This window comes from Enterococcus sp. LJL99 (genome assembly GCF_054871725.1).
In genome coordinates this window covers 64,513-84,204 of record NZ_JBTXLT010000002.1, presented here as the reverse complement: position 1 = coordinate 84,204, position 19,692 = coordinate 64,513, and the positions used below count along the sequence as shown (strand labels likewise).

The following is a 19,692-nucleotide window of genomic DNA, read 5'->3' as shown; positions in this document are numbered from 1 at the left end:
ATTATTCACTTAAATATCACGAATTGCTGAGAGTTCCTCTGCTTTTTCAAATGAAAGAATGTAGTAGGATAATGTGCCGTTAGCGTTCTTCGTCACAACTTCCCAAGCAGGTTTCCCATCAAACATTCCTAAACTGATTTTTTGGATTTTTTCATTTGAATAATCAGTAGCAATCACTTGACGAATCTGATCTTCTGAAACGCCATCCTTCTGTTCTAAAACAGTGACTTTTTCACCAGCCTTGGGAATAATTATAGCTAGTTCTGTTCCCTCTTTATCTTTGCCAGTCACGCTAAAATAGGTTTCTTTACGATTAAATGAATAAAATTCATCCACAGATGTTAAATTTGCCGATTTTTGAGCAATTTCAATAGCTTCTTTTTTTGCTTGTGTCATTGGATTTGTCGATCGAATATAAACGATAATACCTGAAACAATCACTACTAGTAAAATCGCAATGATTGCTAAAAGAATTTTTATTCTTCTTGCTTCTCTTAAATCTTCTTGTGCTTTCAATCTTTTCGCCCTTTCCACACTTACTGGGTATCATTATATCAGAAAAACAAGGGCGATTAATAGAAAAGAACCATTTTTTCTTCTACTTTTTTATTAAAAATTTCTTTAGTTCGTTTAAAATTTCGTCTAATGGAATTTCTTTTACAGAAATCTGTTTAGGTAAAGCTTTAATTATTCGTTTTCCATATCTCGCCGTAAACAAACGTCGATCTAAAATAATCATTGCTCCTTTATCTTCTTCAGAACGAATCAAACGCCCTAAAGCCTGTCTCAAGCGCAATGCCGCTTTAGGTAAGGCCTCATGGTTAAAAGGATTGATACCTTGACTTTCCAAATAATCATAGCGCGCCTTCACTAAAGGTCGTCTTGGATTTTCAAAAGGTAATCGTGTGACAATAACAATCTGCAATGCATCTCCAGGAAGATCCACCCCTTCCCAAAAACTATCAGCTCCTAACAAAATACCTTTTCCCGAATGAAGGAAGCGTTTCATTATCTTTTCTCTGCTCCCGCTAATGTTTTGGGCTAAAACTTCACGTCCCTTGATCATCAATGATTGATGAAGCTTGTAATAAACACTAGTCAATACCTCATGAGAAGTAAATAAGACCAGGATAGGACGATTTTCTTGCTCCGAAAGTTTTAAAACGACGGAGGAAATATACTCCGCAAATTCATAATTATTTGACTCATTAATATTGAATGCTTCTTTTGGCACATAAATCCGTGCTTGTTTTTCATAATCGTACGGGTCAGGTAACGATTTCATCGTATAATCGGTGATTCCCATTTTTTCTGGCAAATAAGATTTATTATGCCCAAATTTCAGTGTTCCACCTGTATAAAGAATACGGGTATAGCGGTCATACCATTTCGTTTCAGGTAAAATACTCGCCTCTAAATCATTTAACGATAACGTAGCTACTCCTTGAGAATTGAGTTTAAACTCTTTCAACCATTTTGGACGCCAATCCTCCATATACCAATAAAAATAAATAGACCATTCTTTTATCTGTTCAAAAAATCGTAATAAACTAAATAAAGTTATCCTTTCTGAAATAGAAAAAGTGGCTAAATGCTTGATGATTAACTGTTGGATTTGTTGTTGAATTTCAATCAATTCATTAAACAAAATTTCTATTTTTCGAATTAGCTGGATACCACTAAGTGAGAGCATATCAAAAATCTCTTTTGTTACAATCCATTCATTTTTAAGCTGACCTTTATCTGCCATCAATTCATTAAATTCAAAAAATAAATCGCTTAAATCTTCTAGTAAATCTTCAGAAGCTGTCCGGTAAATATGTAGTAATCTTTTTTCTGATTCATAGTTTTTAAACAACTCATTTACTTGATCAAATAATTGTCCATCGTCTTTAACTTGTTGTACCTGTTTTTTTAAAGCAAACAAATTCATTTGATAGTGAAAAATACTTCCACAAATATCTGGTAAGTGATGTGCTTCATCAATAATCAAATACGAGCTTTCTGGCAATACTGCGGTTTCACGCAACGACTCTTGTACTAGGAAAGCATGATTGACAATCAAAACATTACTTTGCTTCATTTTTTTATATAAAGAAACAACAAAATCTTCTTTGTACAAAGCATCTTTTGTCGCTAGAAACTGAATTCCTCGATGAGCGACATCTTTCCAAAATATATTGTTATAACTAGTCAATTGTAGCTCGTCTAAATCTCCGGTAACCGTCTCAAGTAACCATACTAATACACGCATTTGAAACAAAGCATACTGTTTTTGCTTCAAAGGTTGCTCTAATGTTCCTTTAAACCGCTGTAAATCTAGGTAATGACGATGACTTTTCACCACAGTCGCCTGCAATGTATTAGGACAAATCTGGTTCGCCGCAGGAATATCCTTATACGCCAATTGATTTTGTAAAACAATCGAAACCGTACTAATAATCACTGGATTTTCTGGAGTTGCCAGATAACTCATGGGGAATAAATAACCGAATGTTTTACCAATTCCAGTTGCTGCTTCAACAAAAAGATTTTTACTTTCATCGTTTTTAAAATGATCAAAAACGACATTCATCATTCTGCTCTGAACTTGACGATAAGCAATCTTATCCTTAAAAATTTTTTCTTTTGTTTTTTTTCTTTTAGGGTACTCGTTTTCCCCATATAATGGCGTTTCAAACAATACCACTGGCTTTTTTTTCAACGCAATTCCAGAAATAACATGTAAATTAGAATCCAAAGGAGCAATTGTTTCTTTCATTTCCTCGTAAATTGACTTGATATAAAAACCTGTATCCATTCCGGTTTGTTTACTGAGTAAAGCTATTTTTTCCATTGTAATCAACGGTAGACGTCTCATTTTGGCTTCAATAAGTAATAGCAACTCAGCGGTTACTTGAGCATCACTATCCGCTTGATGTGGATTATCGTGAATTAAACCCAAGCTTTCAGATAAATCACTCAACCGAAAACTTTTTTCGGTTGGTAAAAAAATTTGTGCTAACTCTACGGTATCAATACCAGGAATTTTTAATTCAGGCGCTCCACAGCGAATAAGTTCTTGATTTAGAAAAGAATAATCAAAATAAATATTGTGAGCGACAAAAATCGTATCTGCAAGCAAATTATATATCGTTAATGCGACATCCTCAAAATAAGGTGCTTTTTGAACTTGGCTATTTGAAATCCCCGTCAAGCTTTGAATATTTTTGGGTATCGCCTGATTTGGATTTACATCTGTAACAAAACGGGAAACAATTTCTCCATCTTCGACTAAAACACAACCAAACTGAATAATACGATCTGTACGAGGATCCGTTCCAGTCGTTTCAATATCAACGATGGCATATGTTTTCTTCTTTTGCATACCCTTCCCGCCTTTCTTCTCTCCTTGAAGATTATACTATAAAATCGAAGTTTTTTTTACTAAGAAATTAAAAGTTGTTTTTTCAACGATTGGTTCTTAAAAAAAGGGCTTTTGATTTTTGCTTGTTTCCCATTTTAAAAACTATTTATTAACGGAATTAAGTAAAAAATGACAATCAAAACAAAAAAAGCCAATCCTACTAAGATTAGCAGCCTGACCATTCCATTTATCTAGTATACTTAATCAATTATTGACAGCTACGACTAGTGATTATTTTTTTCAATTTCAGACAAATCACTCGCTGTCTTTCACTAAATAATTAAAAAGTAGATTAAGATAGGAAGTAAAATGGCAATTAGAAAAATAATACTAATAATGAATAAAATTTTCCAAAAATAATAAACTCTTCTACGGTTGTTTTTAGATTCCAGTTTCCAATTTCTATAGCTGATAAATGGCAGAAACAAAATAAAAATAAACGAAACTAATTTCACTAAATCATCAATCATTGCCTACCCCACCTTCTTCATGATTTTTAATAGAAAGTATCTAGTTAGCGCAAGTAAATAACAGAAGAATATACTTTCTTTTATAATGCTTTTTCTGATAATCGGAAGACCAAAATAACTTTATTAGATAGTCGTTACTCTTTTTTTCTATGTATAGAAATTCAAGCGTACCTTTTGAAATCAACTGATTCAAATACTTTATCTTTTTTCTTTGCCACTTTTCAATGCAATCACAATAATTTTTCCCAAAATTAGGCGATTGAAGGACAGTTAAATAGCTAACTTTCGAAAAAATAATTTCATTATTTTCGAAATAACTAGAATTATTAGGAATGTAACTAATAGTATGTTTAAAACTGACTTTTTATAATCCAAACCAATAATTTCAGAATCATGATACTTATTAATTTTATCTATATTTTGCTTAATTATCATCTCAACGCCCCCCTTTGAAATAGGCCTATTTCTTCTTCGTTTCAAAAAAATCAAACGAATCTATTTTCACTCTTAGCAATAAATTCGTTTGTCTTTGAATTATTTCTTTAATAACTTACTCTATTTTTGAAAAATGTAATTAATTTCTTCGGTAATCCATTCACCAGTTTGTTTTACTTCATCAAAGGGAACTCATGAACTGATCATAAATACTTTTTCTGGAGCAAATATCCCTTTAGATTTTCTTTTCCTTTCCAAAATAATTTGGGCATCTAACCAAAAGATATCCTTCACGTTTGACTATGGTCAAAATTTCAATGATATTTGTTCTGTATGGATAAGGATAGAATAATTTAGTAATATCACTTTCGATTTCCACTGATTTATTCATTTTTTTACAGAGATTATGCTTAAGTATATATTCAAGTCCAGAATCCATTTTTTTTGTATCACTTCATTACTTCCATAGTAGCTTTATACTCGAATAAAGCCTTCATTGATTTAACTAAGCCATCATAACAAGGGGTTTGGCCAACACAATCAAATCGTTTAAATAAATCAGTTCCACGCAACCGCATTCTTCTCCTTTTTTTCTGATTTGATGAGCAAAAATCCAATTGACGCCATGTTCAGCCAATTTTTTTCATTGAACCTTATCATCAGAAGGGTAATCATAGCATGATGGCAATAAAGAATACCTCTATCACTTCCTGTCAAAGAAATCCGGAATCTGTTTTAGTACAATCAATTAAATCGGTTAACATTTTTTGCGTTTTTTCAAGTTTTATTGTAATAGGAATCTCTGAAAGTTCTGTCAATAAAAATTCAAGTTTCCTAAGACCTGTAAACGTATTTGTTCGGTAAGTTTCGGAAATTATTTTTTCAATGATAGATGAGTCATGCAAAAGAGAACCGATTTGCTCTTCTGTCAATTTTTCCCCATCTCTTTTTTTTCTTTTCAAAATAAGTGCTGTATCCAAAACAGTCACACCATGTTTTAGTGTTTCGAATTATTATTCTCGAATAGCTCTCTCGTTCCAACTTGTCGTATAATTTTTCAAAATGATAAAGAGATTGGGAAATTGCCGAAATCCTGATTGTTTGATACCATTTTTTTGGTTTTAAAAGATAAAACAAAAGCGTTTTTTTACTTTTGTCTCCCCCACGTTCAAACGACACTACAAAATTTAAGCTTCTATCATTATAGATAATCATTGAGCCTTAATTATTTCTATTTGCTCCTTGACTACTAATGGCGTGCCGAAACCGAACAAAAATAAATTAGAAAAGCCTAATAATTTACTACTAACAATTATTTCTCTAACACTAAAAGGCACAAAGATAATTGCGATTAGCATCATGATAACTATTAACAAAACCGCCTTAATTTTTGGAGCAATAAAAGAAGTTTGCTTGTTATTTTTAAGCATAATTTCATCTTTATATATATTTTTTTCATTACTTAGCTTTATAATTGTGTTGCATTGAAAATCACTGAGATCCATATAGCCTATTAATCCAGTTTCGCTGATTTTTGTACAATCAAACGCTTCTATTGTATATTCTAATTGAGCAGTTACAGCGCTTGAAACCTCTTCGATTGTCTGTAATTTATCCCAATCATATCCTGCTAACAAATAGTCATTTAAGTTTAAAGATAAACATGAAGAATCCTGTTTTTTAAATAATAGCAACTCGATAAACTCATTCCAGCATAGTAAAAGATCCCCTTCAAAATCACTTTCAATAGTAAATTTCCCATCTAAATCCAACAATAACTCAGGCATATAAATTGCTTCAGCACAAGTTACGTCGTAATCATTAATATAAAAAAGATACGCCCAGAAAAAGGGAATGTAATTTTTAGTACCACCTAAAGACTCTTCCATCCTTCTATCATAAAAATACAAATCAACCTCATACCCCATCAGCAATCCCCCCTACTGTTTAACTAATACTTCAATTGTATTCGATACTGTTTATTTTAGCAATTTCGATAAAATCTTTTTTAACTGGCGCTTGCTTGTTTCAGAAACACTGAAATTCAAGAAATAAACGACCATTTACAAAAATTTGAAAATCACTAAGAAGGAATCATTTAACATCAAATGGTTGATTCTAAGTTTCTTATTATATTCGAAAATTATTGTTTATTCCTTGAAAATTACACTTCTATTCAAAGCTAAACTAAATAACTCAATACGCTGTTCTATAAGTATTTATTTATTTTGCTGTACAAACTTCTCTTTGTTTACATTCTATTGAATTAAAAAATTGGTTTGGTAAAGGTCAATCTACTTTTTTATCTTACATCGATTTTTCGTTACTAACTAAATTCTCTAAAAAGTAATCTGTAAATAAAAAATATGCCTCATACTTTATTCCATATAAGACATATCATAAAAAATTAGCTATTATTTATCAGTTTTTTTATTGTTCGGTAAATTTTGTACTTAACTGGTTGTGTTATTCCAATATAATTACCTAATCTTTCTTCAACAATACCACCAAAACCCTTCTTAAAATTTAAAACTCCATCACTACCATCATAAACTCCTTCAATTCCATAAAAATTATAACGAGGAATCCCTTTTTGTATCGTTTTTTTCATCATTATATGTTGCAAATAGTAAGAAGATGAGAGGATCTTTTTATATTGATCATACATTCCACCGAATAAGAAAAGCATTTCTTGAGGACGTTCAATAAACAAACCCACCGCTAATATCTCTATTTGATTTTCATTTTTGACAAAATCATGAACTGTTGCTAAACATTTTTCCAACCTCTGTAGTTCATTTTGCATATTTTTTTGTTTACTTGCATACTTTGGAAGCTTCTCCAAACAATCAATTTTTTGCTGTAACTCAATTATTTTTTTCATCAACTGCTGAAAATAGTCATAAAAATTTATTTCTACTGCCATAAAATGTGCTTGTTCTCCAAAAGAATCATACAAAGCTTTATAATAATCTAATCCTTTGTCAGAAAAAAAGCAACGAGTAGCCGTATGCTTCATAGCTGCCTCGAATTTTGGTAATTCTTCTCGCGATAATTCTCGGATAATCATGTTACTTTTAGCTGCTTTATTCACTTTTGCTCTTGTTGAAGAATGGTAAGTTTTTATGAGGTCTTTCTCTGACAACTCATTTAAATTTTTTGTATAAATTACTTTTGGACTACTATTGCTGTATCCAGAATCAATTCCATCATGTTGAAAATTACACTTTATAATAGTTTGATTTACATTTTTCTGAACCTCACTTAAAAGTGAAGGCGTCCCATCATCATTTCGAAATTGGTAAACCAAATTTGGTGAAAAATCTAGTAACAATCCTTTATGTTTTTTTATAAATAATTGAACCTCATTCAAAAAGTCATTTAATAGTTGACTATTAGAATAATCTAATAAAGGTCCTCCATAGATAGAAAAAGATTGCCCCATTTTTAGTGGTGAACTAAATAGTAGTGCAGCACCTACTACTTGACTATCTTCTTTCATGCCTAGAAAAAAAACGTTTTTTCCTCGCTTGATAAGCAACTTAGCCATTTCAACTGATTGCAAAAAATTACCTTGTTCGTGTTTTTTAGCAAATTTATCAAACTCTCTATCTGTCAATTCTACCAATTGTCTCATACTAACCAACTCCCTTAAATATTCTTCTTTAGAGCGACCTTTTTTATTTTTTTAAATCATTTTTGCGTAATTTCTACTGCTTGTAAAACTCTTTGTCGCTCTTTTTGATGATCATAACCATCATTGGGAAACATCACTAATAAACCATTTACAATACTTAGTTCATATTTGCCGCCTAGTTCTGTTCCTGATCCTAATGTAATTTTTTCTTCATAATTGTTCCCTCTAATAGAATACGCAACAATTGAGTCATCCTTATCTAGGATCTGTAAACCTGTATCGGTATTTAATGTCGAAATCTTTACTTGTTCATTCTCAAAGTTCCACACACTACACGATGATTGGACGATACTTAAAACGAATTCATCACTTTCATAGTTATCTAAAACAATCCAATTAAATTTCATTAACAATTCTTTTGTAATCTTCATTTCTTTCTCAAGGTTGATTGGTTTAAGAACAGTTAATGACTTAAAATCGGTAATTGTTGGTTCTGTTTCAGAATAAACAACTACTTTACTGCTATAGCTTATATTTTCTGGTACCACTTCTAGAGAATCTTTCGATTTTATTTTGGTTAATTTAGCGCCAATTTCACCTACAAATTCATTTATAGCATCCACAATAGTAGAATCTTGCATAGTAGTTACTGTTAACATTGCCGTAGCAACCAAGCCAATAAAATAATATTTTTTCCTGCTTTTCTTAATCACTTCTTTTTCAGCTAAATAAATACCCGTTTCTATCGCTTTAAATGTTTTCTCTTTTGAAACTGAAATCGTCGAATTTATTTCTTTTATAACTTTTCTTGAATTATCGGTCATAGTATTCATCTCCCAATATAATCCTTAATTTTTCTTTTCCCCTAAATAAATTTGTTTTTACGGTACCAACTGGAACTTTCAATAATTGACTTATTTCTTCTATTGTCAACTCCTGATAATAATAAAGTTGTAATACCTCTTGATATTTTTTTTCAATTCTTTCAAAAGAATTCATTAAATCTATTTGTTGTTCTGATTTCTGACTTATTTGACTAACATGGATACTTTCTAAATAATTATCTATACTTGTTTCCTTAAATCTATTTGATTTTTCAGCTATTTTTGAAGCAGTTCTTATTAAGATACGAATATACCACGTATAAAAAAATTGAGGATTTTTTAGCTTAGATAATCCTTTATATGCCTCAATCGTTGCTTCCTGAATACTGTCTAAAACATCTTGCTCAGAACTTACATAATGGTAAGCAGTTCGATAAATATATTCATATTGTTCTTTTAAAAGAATTTCAAACGCTTCACTATTTCCTTTTCTCGCTTTTCTAACTAACTGAAGTACTTCATCTGTCATTTCAACCATTTTTATCTCCTTTCACCCTATTAGTAGCGAAAAAACATATAAAAGTTTCTGTTTTTTTGAGTGTTAATAAAAAATTAAACTTTTATTCACAATCGAATCAAATTATACACGCTCGAACAAAATTTCCTTGCTAATCGTACTTAAATCTCAGTAAAAAAAAGAGTGCGAAAATACAAAATAACTCCTAACATATTTATTTGCTTTAAGATTCGTTTATATACTATGTAAATTAAACTTTCCTGCTAAATCAACACAAAAGCAATCATTCAAAATACCCTTCTCATGTTATAATTAAAAGAAAATGGAGGGATTTATATGAGTAATCTTAATGAAAAACGTATTCCTGTTGAAGCCTCACTGTTACCTAACTTGCGTTTAAAAATTTTATTCACTGATGGTACAACTAAATATCTTTCGATTGTTTCTGAAACTGTCCCAATAGCCATGACTTGGATGGGAAGCAATCTCACTATATTAAAAGATGGGTCAATTAAAGTAAATAAACAGACTATACCGTTAGACTATATACTTGCAAATTCAACTAAAGAGCTCTAGGCTAGACTTTTTAAGTATAAAAAAATTTAACCAATGATAGCTTTTCTAACAGAAATCTAGAATGATTGATAAAAAAGTGGGAATGTCTTGTGCTACTTGTCGAAAATTGTTTCTCAAATTTTTGGTAACCAAGTAGGTATTGTGCGATATCAGCTCGTTCCATTCGCTGTGTTTTACAACAATTTCGGCTTAATTCTCAGAACTAATCACTTTTTGCATCAGCCATAGCCTCTTTCATTACATACAAAAAAAGCGGGGCAATAATCAGATTTGTTCTGACTATTGTTCCACTCTCTTCTGAGTTAAAGATTTTTATTTGATTTTAAAAATTCGCTTTCCAAAAAAATTGATTAAATAGACAAAGAAGACAGAAATAAGTAACGAAATAAATAAAAATAACATACCTGAATAAAATTTCTCGCTTACAACTAATTTACTAATAGGAACTATGTAGATGAAAAATAAAATTCCTAATACAACACTAACTATATTTATAACTAACTTTTTAACTTCAACACCTTTTATATTTTTAAAATCCGTTGGCAATATATTTCCAAAATTATCTGTATGAGTGCGCCCTACGATATTAGTATTTTGTCGATCATATTCACTATTTTTAATAGTTGAATTTTGAGCAAATTTTTGTTGTCTTTCTCTATCACTCATAAGGATACCTTCTTTCAAACTAATTTTCTTATAAATTACAACAAACCTGCGGATGAAACACAGTAAAACTTCTTATTTTTTATTATAAAACAAAACAAACAACATAACAAATTCAAAATTACGGTAATCTTGTAAACACTATTTATTGCAACGTACCCACAATAATTATCTTTCATTCAACTGGTTGATTCTAAGTGTTTATTTATAACCTATCTAGCAAAATTAATCGTTTTATCTCAGTCTATTTAAAGAATTACTAGTCATCTTTATGATAAATAATAACATATTAAAAATACATCAATCCCTTGATTTTAAGTAATTTATACACCCTTAATCAAAGAAAATTGTAACTTACATTTTAACCGCTAAATGATTCATTCTTTTATTATCTATTTTCCCTAGTTAAATTAATTCGTCTAAAAGTTTTCCAAATCCACCATTTACTTTCATCATGATATACCTTAAACTATTGTTACAATAGAGCGCTTTTTTGTACGAAATCAGGCTATTAAATTACCGAGAAGGAAATTTCTATGAAATGAAAAATTTTCTACTTTATAATTTTGATTTTTATAATTTTGATTGTTTTTTTACTAATATTTTTACAAATCCAAATCGTTATTTAAGATGCACTGTTTTGATTCAGAGATTCCCTAAAAAAGCATTCAATTCGGAAATCGTTCATGTGAATCAGGCTGAGAAAAATTTAAAACTATTATCAATTAAATCCTACAATTATAAATAAAAACACAAATTCCTTAAATCTTTGGGAAACTAAAAAGATTAGCCTGTTCTACTTTTTAAAATATGTTGGTTCATAGTAAATGGAGGTGTTTTTCTTGAGAAAAGTATTTACTGTCTTCAAATGGATTGGTATATTTTTGACAGTCCTACTAATCCCTACCTATGCTACTTTTGGAAATTATAAAAATTCAGAAAAAGATACTTAACTCGTTTCCGTAGTAAGAATTAGAATAGCTTTTTGTTATTTTGCTTAAACGTGTTTAATTGATACTTTTTTAGATAACCTTATTCGTTGAAAATCTAACTAAATAGATGAAAATCACCTAGTTTCAACTATTGTATTCTTTAGTTTATAATACAAAGGAGTTTTGGAATAGTGAAAAATAAACTACTTATTGCTATTAATGCATGCCTTTCCTTAATTATCCTACTGCTGCTATTTGTTTATTTCACCAAAAATAAAACTGCTACTATTCAAGGTAGTTACCAAGCTGAGGATTCTGTTCAATTAGTTCAACTTGTAATTGATGGGGATAAATATACTAAATATGTTGAGTCAAGAGTGGTAGATACAGGTGAAATTTATAAGTCTAATGGAAATGCTTACCTTTTAGATAATGGAAAACAAACATTATTTCTATATCAAGACGGAAAAGATCTTTTTTATTTTGATCAAAACATAGAAGATAGAGTTTTGAACTTGAAAAAATTTTCAGATACACCAAACTATATAAATCAAGATGGGTATGAATCAAACAGCGATTAATAACTTGGATTATTAATATGAAAAGCGAGTGAGGAAATCAAAACAAAGGTGTCAATCGCCGAGAAAATATACGACAAATCAAAAAAATACAAAACACGAAAGCTTACTATTCAATATTGAACGGTAGCTTTCGTGTTTCTTGTCGCTTATTACAATATGGCTGTTTGTATCAGTCGTTTAAATCCTTACTTTTTATAGTTTGTAAAATCCTGTTAAACTATAGGCGAATCTATTTAGAAATCAAGTGAATTGATATAATCGATTGCTTGATCTAACTCAGCTTCATCATAATTTTCATATTTACCAGCTTCATGCGCAATCTTTTTAATTTCATGAATGGCTTTCTTTTCTTCAAACCATTTTTTGATTGCGTGTTTTTTCTTATCATCATTGTCTAGTGTATCTAATTCTGATAATGTATCATCCAGTTTACCTAAAGTAGCTACAATCTTGTCTAATGCTTTTTCTTCTTTTGCTTCATAATTTGTCATGATACTCACCTCACTGTTTTGATGTCTTTATTATAACACTAGTTATCGATTTCTTTTTATTTACAAAAACATTTAAGGTTTTCTTAATAAATTAAGCGAATACGTTTTGTTTAACGGATAAAATAAAATTAAAATCTACCTTTAAAAGGATATAAAAAAATAAATAACCGAAAAAACAAAACGAATTTTGTTAATCCTGTTTTTTTGTTCCATATTTTTTTGTAATTTCTTTGATAATTTCCCTTAAATTTGAAAAGCACCAAGTAGGAATCATTCAACAGCGAAAGGAAACCTTTCGTGTTTCTTGTCATTTTCGGAAATTCCTTCTTATTGCGATAAATCACGAAGAACGTAGTGATTCGATGATGCATCGTACCTACTTGATTCTCGGAGCTAACCGCTTTTTGTCCCAACCTCATAAAATGAACTAACCATAAGAGATTGATTTTCTCTATCACTTTCAAACACAACTAAAAAGCTAAAAAAGTCTCAAAACATTTGCTTTCAAGAATTTTTAGCTTTTCTTTTTTACTAACAACAATCTAATTTAATCTGCAGATTGCTCAAGAATTTCTCCTGTTTTAGCATTTATTTTCACTTCATAATCATTGAGTCCATCGACAACTTTCACTTCCCAATAAGTAACACCTAATTCTTGTTCAAGTTTCCATTCTGTTGCTTTTCCCTTACCAATTTCTTTTTCAGCTAACTGACTGATTTCCTTAATAGATAATAAATTTTTCGTATCAATTGCATCAGCTTTCTTCTTAGCACCATTTTGCTCATCAAGATCTAACGCTTCTTCACGTTCTTTTTTTAGCGTTCCATCCGTTGCGTTAATACTTATTTCGTATTCTTTAGAATTATCTACTCCTTCTATTTTATAATAGTAGTTACCAAAAGACTTTTCCAACTCCAATGAAACAATGGTTGTATTTGGATACTGTTCATCATATGTGGCTAACGCTTGGTCTAAAGAAATAGCAATCGAATCATTTTGATTAACAGAACTACTTTCACTAGATGTTGTGATTTCCTGTTTTACTTGACTTGTTGATTCAGTAGCTTTCTCTTTTTTATTTGTTGAACAGCCTGCAAAAACCATTACTGTTGTCAAAATTGTCATTCCAAAAATTATTTTTTTCATATTATTTTTCTACATTCATTTATTTATTTTATACATATAGTATACGCAATGATAAATGATTGAGAATCCATCTTTAGACGGATTTATAACACCATAAAAAGTCGGATTTTTTATCTTGAAATTATAATAAAGAATAATCAAGCCAATGACAAAAATTTCCCAGCTATTTCAATTCACTAAAGAACTTCGTCTACATTCTGTATACAAAAAAATCATTTAGAATGAACATATAAAGTAGAATATCCTTAGGTAGTAGCAAGTATTTTCAGAAACTACCTAGAATCATTCCATTTATAGCTTTATTACTAAATGATTTTAATTAGAATTGTCTATCTTTTTTCTTCTTCAACTGGTAACATACTTAATTTTTGCATATATTGATCCATCAAAATATAGCCTTCCAAACGGCGAAGCATATCACTTGAACAACTAACTTTTTTTCTAAAAAAAGAGCGACGTTTACCGATATCTTTTAATTCAGCTAAGAAATAATCTAAATTACTCACCAAATGAGCGCTACTTAAACGACCACAAATCAATAAATCTTCATTACGTTGTCTTAAGACTTGTCCCCAAGAATAATGTAAGTAACCTGCTTGGGTTATTTGCGTAAAAAACTCTGATCGTGATAGCTTCACTTTAGGGCTACTGTTCTTTTTAGATGATCCTCGAACACGTTTATTCATAAAATGAAGATAAATATTATCTTCCATTTTTTTCAATTCTTGTTGTTGTTCATCTAATGGTTTTTTAGGTGCTGTAACTGTTTCCCGCAACTTCACTTGAGTCAAAAATGCTTGGCTATCTTGCATAGTCAATACGCTACCATACTGTTTCTTTAAGACAAGCAAACTCAAATCAAACATCTCTTCAACTTCATTTAGTGCGTCTGCTTCAGCCTCATCGTCCTCTTTAAGGAAATCATCTTCTGTTTTTCGCTTAGTAACCTTTTTATACATCAATTTTACCGGAACAGGGTCAGAGGTAGCATCGTCAAGCTCATCATTTTCTTTTTCTTGAGATACGTAAGCTTTGTCTTCTGTTGTGGTATTTCCTTGGATTGACTCGGCTTTCGTCAATCCAGCCTGCGACTTTTTTTCGCTAACCGCCTCATCCAAATTCTGTTCAGCTAACGCTCCTGTTTCAGTAACTGCTGATTCATCTGACAACTCTTCTTCATCAATAGCTGAATAAATCGGTGCTACATAATCTTCCTGTTCCATTTCTTCATCCTCTAAGATTAAAGGTTGCGCACGTTTTAAATGAATGGTTCGAATACTTCTTGAAATGACTGGATTATCTGCAGCATTCGCTAATCGTTTCTCCATTCTTTCGTTTTCAAGTGTTGTATTCAAATCATTGATTATTCTTCTTAAACGGAAAATTTCATTAGATGTTTCCAACAATTGTTTCATTACATTTTGCATTTCAGGGAAATCAACGATACCATTATTCGTCGCTAAAGAACGATCTTTTTTATCAACCTTGATACTGGCTAACCATTCTTTTAATCGAAAACGTAAATCACTTCGTGTTGCTTTAAAACTTCCGATATATAAAGAATAATACATAACTTCAGTTTCAACATATAAATAGATTTTTTTAACAACTAAGTCATCGAAATCATCAATTGCATCCCAACTATCACAGATTGCATCGAAATAAGCTTCACCTTCAGCTAAATTTTGATAATCTCTAGCTAACTTTAATTCTCTTATTAAATAAAAAGAAAAAGGGGTTTCTACATTATCAGCATAAACTTCTCGTCCCAAATTCTGATAATCAATATCTTTACATAGAAAAACAGATTTATTTTCTATTTTATTCTGCTTCTTACTAATGGTACTCACTTCCTCATTTTTTTCTATATGTATTTTTATAATAAAATTAAACTTTTCTATTTCATTATACCTATAAAATGAAAAAAATGCTCTCGTTTTATTAAATATACGAATAAATATTTGATAAAAATTGAATAAAGAAGAGTTAATCTTCTAATAGTCTTATTTTTTGTGTTGTTTACCAATTAATTTAAAATTTATTCCGATTAATAAAATAGCTAAAATTAACAAAAACCATAGCGAAGCATATCGAATAGTAGATTTTTCAGCCAAAACGCCCATTAAGACAGGTATTAATCCACCAATGATATAGCCAATTGATTGAACCATACTTGTCCAAGAACTGGCTTCTTTACCAGAATTTGTTAATTGAATCGGTAATAATAGTGCTATTGGAAACAATCCACCTAACCCTAAAGCTACAAAAAAGACGCCAAATATAAATAACAGATAAGAATTTGTACTCAACATAAAGATAATACCGCAACAAACAAATAAACTACTAAAAAAAGACCATTTTTTAGTAGTACCAAAATAATCCATCAAAAAAGGAATGAAAAAACTAGCACTCATTTGAATTAAGGTATAAAAAGTTAAAAGATAACTAGCTGCGCTTAAACTTAACCCTCGATTGTAAGCGATGGAACTAATCCAAGTTGTGATTCCATAAAATATTCCAGATTGTAAACCAAAATATAGCGTGACTTTCCAAGCTTGTAAATTGTGTAAAGGCAACGGCTCTTTTTCTTTTTTTACAACTTCATAGCCGACATTTTCAGTCATTTTATACCAGACAAACGCCGCTATCAGTGTAATAATTGAAAAAGAAGCCAGTGCTACATTCCATTGTCCATTTAACCACTGAGTCAAATGAGTAATTGATCCTGAACTAAATGCTGCACCAACTCCCATACTCAATGAATAAACACCAATCGCTAAACCAACCTTTTGTGGAAACTCAAATTTAATAAAACCAGATAGTAACGGTCCAATAATCGCTATGGCGATTCCTATTAAAAACGCCGTAAAAAGTAAGCTATAATAACTACTAGCAATTGCTCTTAATAAAATTCCCAAAGAAAGTAGTAGTAAAAAATAATAAATTCCTTTTCTCCGACCAAGTTTTTCTTGTATATAAGGAACTAAAAAAGCAAATATCCCCATACAAACAACTGGTATACTTGTTAAAAAACTTCCTTCGATTTCTGTAATTAGTAACTCTTTTTTCAAAACTGGAAGTAAAGGCGGTATGGAAGAAATACCGATTCTCAAACTAAAGGCAACAAAAAAGATTAACCCTAACTTTTTGCTTTGATTTCTATTCATCAATATGATTACTCCTGTTATTTTTTATAATAGCATTGACTACTTCCTCTTGATTTTGAATTAGTATTCCATGAAATATTTCTTCATGCACTTTAGTATTGTCTTGATAAGATTTTGGATCAATCGCTAACTGACTAAGCCAATTTTTTAGTATTGGTTGCAATTCTTCATACCAGCGAATATAAATCAAATTATGACTGGCATTAACAATTAGTTGGTGAAAGATTAAGTCTGCCTCAATATAGTCAGAAAATTTTCCCATTGCTAATAATCGATTTCTTTTAAATAAAGCTTGATTCAATGAAAACAATTCTTCTTCTGAACGATTTAAACATGCTAACTTGGCAGCCGCAATTTCAATAGTTTCCCTAGCTTCCATTAAATCTTTGACCCAATTCTTTGCATCATTTGTTTGCTTAACAAATGTTCCCGATCCCTGTTTCACTTCCAATACCTCAGCATATTGTAAAATTTTTACCGCTTCTCTGAGCGTCGAACGACCGACATTAAACTTTTCAGCAAGAACTTTTTCGGTTGGCAGTTTTGTTCCAATAATCATCTTTTGATCGTCAATATATTTTTTTAACGCTGTAATTGTCTCTTCAACGAGATTTCTATTTTTCATAACTAATTATTCCCCTTTCGATTCATCCGACCTTTACAAATTCATCATATCATTTATCAGATTAAAAGAAAAGAGCAAGAAAAAAGTCATTTGAACGATTTTTTTGCTCTTAAATCTATTATAAAAAATGATTCAATTTTATTAGAAAGTGTCTAAAAACGATAGTGGCGAATAGTTTCATCGCAATACAGTATAATTTTTGGGGATTAACGTTATTATCAGTTTTGCATTTTTTTCGGGATTAATAAACGTAAACCATTTAGTAAAACAACAAAGGTACTTCCTTCATGAGCAACCACACCTAATGCTATATCCATTTTCCCAAAAATATTTAAAGTAACAAGCAACAATACAATTCCCATTGCAAAAATAATATTTTGTCGTACAATACGATCCAATCGTTTAGAAGTAAAGTGTGCATAGGATAGTTTCGTTAGATTATTTTGCATTAATACAACATCTGCTACATCAATCGCAATATCTGTTCCTTCTCCCATTGCAACACCTATATTTGCGGCTACAAGAGCAGGAGCATCATTGACTCCATCTCCTACCATTGCTACAGTTCCAAATCGTTTTTCTTGTTCATTAACGATTGCCGATTTATTTTCTGGTAGTACATTCCCAATTACTTCATCAATTCCAAGCTGTTTAGCAACCGTTTGACCCGTTAATTCTGCATCACCAGTAATCATTGTGGTATGAACCTTTTGATTTTTAAAATATTCGATTACTTGTTTCGCTTGTTCATTAGGTAAATCCATCATAGCAATCAAACCAACAACAACATCGTTTTTGGCAAAATAGACGACCGTTTTACCTGCTTGACTATATTCTTTTGTTTTTGAAACGATTGCTTCAGAGAGATTTTGAAATAGTTCAGGTTTACCAATTCGGTAATCTACTGCATCTATCTTTGATAGCAAACCTTTTCCTATTTCATTTGTTACTTCTAATTCTAACGTTTGTTTGCTAGTAAATTTTTGTAAAATAGCATTCGCCAATGGATGATTCGCCGTTTTTTCCATTGCTACTAAAATATCAATTAATTCTTGTTCAGATTGATTGTTTTGTGGTTCAAAGAAAGAATCTGTAACAACTGGTTTTCCTTCAGTTAAAGTTCCAGTTTTGTCAAATGCAATTGCTCTTATTTCAGAAAGATTTGCTAAAAATGAACCACCTTTAAACAATACACCTTGTTTCGCCAAATTGGAGATAGCAGATAAGGTAGCTGGAACCGCACTAGCTGCAAGCGCACATGGAGAAGCTGAAATTAGGAAAACCATCCCACGATAGAAACTAGTTGCCCAACTCCAATTAAAAATTGTTGGTCCTAACAGTATAAATAATGGTACTAAAATCAATACAATCGTTACATAAATAGGCTCAAATTTTTGAATTTTAGTAGCTGTTTTTGATAGATCTGCTTGAGATTGATTGACTAATTGTAGAATTTTAGCAAAAACGGTATCTTTACTATCTTTTGTCACTTCCATCGTGAATACGCCATTGCCATTAATTGTACTACCAAATACTTCATCGCCAACCGTTTTTTCTCGTGGCATACTTTCGCCATTGATTGAAGATTCATCAATCGAAGTTACCCCTGATAAAATCACTCCATCTGTAGGTACTTGATCACCATTCAATACTTTAAGTTGATCACCAACTTTTAATGTATCCACGCTAACTGTTTTTAATTCACCATCTTTTTGAATTAGTCTAGCTTCTGTTGGATTCATTTTTAACAAATTAGTAATTTCACGTTTACTTTTTCCTTCAGCATATTCTTCTAAAAAATGAGCTGCAGCAAATATTAAAATCAATAAAGCTCCTTCTTCAAAGTTGCCAATAATTGCTGCGCCAATTGCTGCTAATGTCATCAAAATGTGAACATTGGGTGAAAATTTCTTTTTTGCAATTGTATTTTTGATTGTATCGCCAATTCCTTCACCAATAATATGATAGCCTGAAGTAACCATCGCCAATAGAAATAAAGCATCTTGAATCAAACTACTTTTTTCTAAAAATAGTGCAACAATAAACAAAGCTAGACCCAAGAAAAATAAATAAATAGGTGATTTACCATGACTATGGTTGTGAGAATGTCCATGTTCATGATTGTGATCATGACTATGATTATCATGCTGATGTTGACATCCTCCTCCATGTTCTGATATACCGTGATCATGCTTTTTTACATTTTCCATCTTCTTTTTCC

General features: G+C 30.8%; 17 protein-coding genes. 2 read left to right on the top strand and 15 right to left on the bottom strand.

Annotated features, from left to right (window positions below; translation table 11 throughout):
- Nucleotides 1-9: 9 nt before the first annotated feature.
- The 8 genes from ACYSNW_RS03520 to ACYSNW_RS03485 form a co-directional block, all read right to left on the bottom strand.
- Nucleotides 10-516 carry a cell wall elongation regulator TseB-like domain-containing protein gene (locus ACYSNW_RS03520; protein WP_461743073.1) on the bottom strand — a complete coding sequence of 169 codons (507 nt, stop codon included), beginning with the start codon at nucleotides 514-516 and terminating at the stop codon, nucleotides 10-12.
- A gap of 82 nt (nucleotides 517-598) precedes the next feature.
- Complete coding sequence (locus tag ACYSNW_RS03515; RefSeq protein WP_461743072.1) at nucleotides 599-3,367, bottom strand: helicase C-terminal domain-containing protein; 2,769 nt, start codon at nucleotides 3,365-3,367, stop codon at nucleotides 599-601.
- A 1,393-nt stretch (nucleotides 3,368-4,760) separates the two neighbouring features.
- Nucleotides 4,761-4,883, bottom strand: coding sequence for a hypothetical protein (locus ACYSNW_RS03510; protein ID WP_461743071.1), 123 nt, complete (start codon nucleotides 4,881-4,883; stop codon nucleotides 4,761-4,763).
- Nucleotides 4,884-5,024: 141 nt separating this feature from the next.
- The gene (locus tag ACYSNW_RS03505) at nucleotides 5,025-5,291 is read right to left on the bottom strand and encodes a hypothetical protein (RefSeq protein WP_461743070.1); all 267 of its coding nucleotides are present in this window, start codon (nucleotides 5,289-5,291) and stop codon (nucleotides 5,025-5,027) included.
- A 231-nt stretch (nucleotides 5,292-5,522) separates the two neighbouring features.
- Complete coding sequence (locus ACYSNW_RS03500; protein ID WP_461743069.1) at nucleotides 5,523-6,239, bottom strand: hypothetical protein; 717 nt, start codon at nucleotides 6,237-6,239, stop codon at nucleotides 5,523-5,525.
- 479 nt (nucleotides 6,240-6,718) lie between these two features.
- A complete protein-coding gene (locus tag ACYSNW_RS03495; RefSeq protein ID WP_461743068.1) occupies nucleotides 6,719-7,948 on the bottom strand; it encodes a peptidoglycan bridge formation glycyltransferase FemA/FemB family protein in 1,230 nt (409 codons plus the stop codon).
- Between the two features lie 56 nt (nucleotides 7,949-8,004).
- Nucleotides 8,005-8,772 carry a hypothetical protein gene (locus ACYSNW_RS03490; RefSeq protein WP_461743067.1) on the bottom strand — a complete coding sequence of 256 codons (768 nt, stop codon included), beginning with the start codon at nucleotides 8,770-8,772 and terminating at the stop codon, nucleotides 8,005-8,007.
- Complete coding sequence (locus ACYSNW_RS03485) at nucleotides 8,762-9,310, bottom strand: sigma-70 family RNA polymerase sigma factor (protein WP_461743066.1); 549 nt, start codon at nucleotides 9,308-9,310, stop codon at nucleotides 8,762-8,764. Before ACYSNW_RS03485 ends, ACYSNW_RS03490 begins: the two co-directional genes overlap by 11 nt.
- 315 nt (nucleotides 9,311-9,625) lie before the next feature.
- Here ACYSNW_RS03485 and ACYSNW_RS03480 point away from each other — a divergent pair, with 315 nt between their 5' ends.
- Nucleotides 9,626-9,865, top strand: coding sequence for a hypothetical protein (locus ACYSNW_RS03480; protein ID WP_461743065.1), 240 nt, complete (start codon nucleotides 9,626-9,628; stop codon nucleotides 9,863-9,865).
- Between the two features lie 312 nt (nucleotides 9,866-10,177).
- On the opposite strand, the gene ACYSNW_RS03475 is transcribed toward ACYSNW_RS03480, so the two are convergent.
- A complete protein-coding gene (locus ACYSNW_RS03475; RefSeq protein WP_461743064.1) occupies nucleotides 10,178-10,531 on the bottom strand; it encodes a hypothetical protein in 354 nt (117 codons plus the stop codon).
- A 1,120-nt stretch (nucleotides 10,532-11,651) separates the two neighbouring features.
- On the opposite strand from ACYSNW_RS03475, the gene ACYSNW_RS03470 reads away from it, so the two are divergent.
- Nucleotides 11,652-12,041, top strand: a complete 390-nt coding sequence (locus tag ACYSNW_RS03470; RefSeq protein WP_461743063.1) for a hypothetical protein — start codon at nucleotides 11,652-11,654, stop codon at nucleotides 12,039-12,041.
- Nucleotides 12,042-12,274: 233 nt separating this feature from the next.
- Here ACYSNW_RS03470 and ACYSNW_RS03465 read toward each other — a convergent pair whose 3' ends face one another.
- The 6 genes from ACYSNW_RS03465 to ACYSNW_RS03440 all read right to left on the bottom strand — a co-directional run bounded on the left by ACYSNW_RS03465 (nucleotide 12,275) and on the right by ACYSNW_RS03440 (nucleotide 19,681).
- The gene (locus ACYSNW_RS03465) at nucleotides 12,275-12,532 is read right to left on the bottom strand and encodes a hypothetical protein (RefSeq protein WP_461743062.1); all 258 of its coding nucleotides are present in this window, start codon (nucleotides 12,530-12,532) and stop codon (nucleotides 12,275-12,277) included.
- A gap of 547 nt (nucleotides 12,533-13,079) precedes the next feature.
- On the bottom strand, nucleotides 13,080-13,679 hold the full coding sequence (locus tag ACYSNW_RS03460) for a PepSY domain-containing protein (protein ID WP_461743061.1): 600 nt from the start codon (nucleotides 13,677-13,679) through the stop codon (nucleotides 13,080-13,082).
- Nucleotides 13,680-14,008: 329 nt separating this feature from the next.
- Nucleotides 14,009-15,529 carry a hypothetical protein gene (locus tag ACYSNW_RS03455; protein WP_461743060.1) on the bottom strand — a complete coding sequence of 507 codons (1,521 nt, stop codon included), beginning with the start codon at nucleotides 15,527-15,529 and terminating at the stop codon, nucleotides 14,009-14,011.
- A gap of 153 nt (nucleotides 15,530-15,682) precedes the next feature.
- Nucleotides 15,683-16,846 carry an MFS transporter gene (locus ACYSNW_RS03450; RefSeq protein ID WP_461743059.1) on the bottom strand — a complete coding sequence of 388 codons (1,164 nt, stop codon included), beginning with the start codon at nucleotides 16,844-16,846 and terminating at the stop codon, nucleotides 15,683-15,685.
- Nucleotides 16,839-17,471, bottom strand: coding sequence for a FadR/GntR family transcriptional regulator (locus ACYSNW_RS03445; protein WP_461743058.1), 633 nt, complete (start codon nucleotides 17,469-17,471; stop codon nucleotides 16,839-16,841). Before ACYSNW_RS03445 ends, ACYSNW_RS03450 begins: the two co-directional genes overlap by 8 nt.
- Before the next feature lie 218 nt (nucleotides 17,472-17,689).
- Nucleotides 17,690-19,681 (bottom strand): heavy metal translocating P-type ATPase, encoded by a 1,992-nt coding sequence (locus tag ACYSNW_RS03440; protein ID WP_461743057.1) that lies wholly within the window; start codon nucleotides 19,679-19,681, stop codon nucleotides 17,690-17,692.
- Nucleotides 19,682-19,692 lie beyond the last annotated feature (11 nt).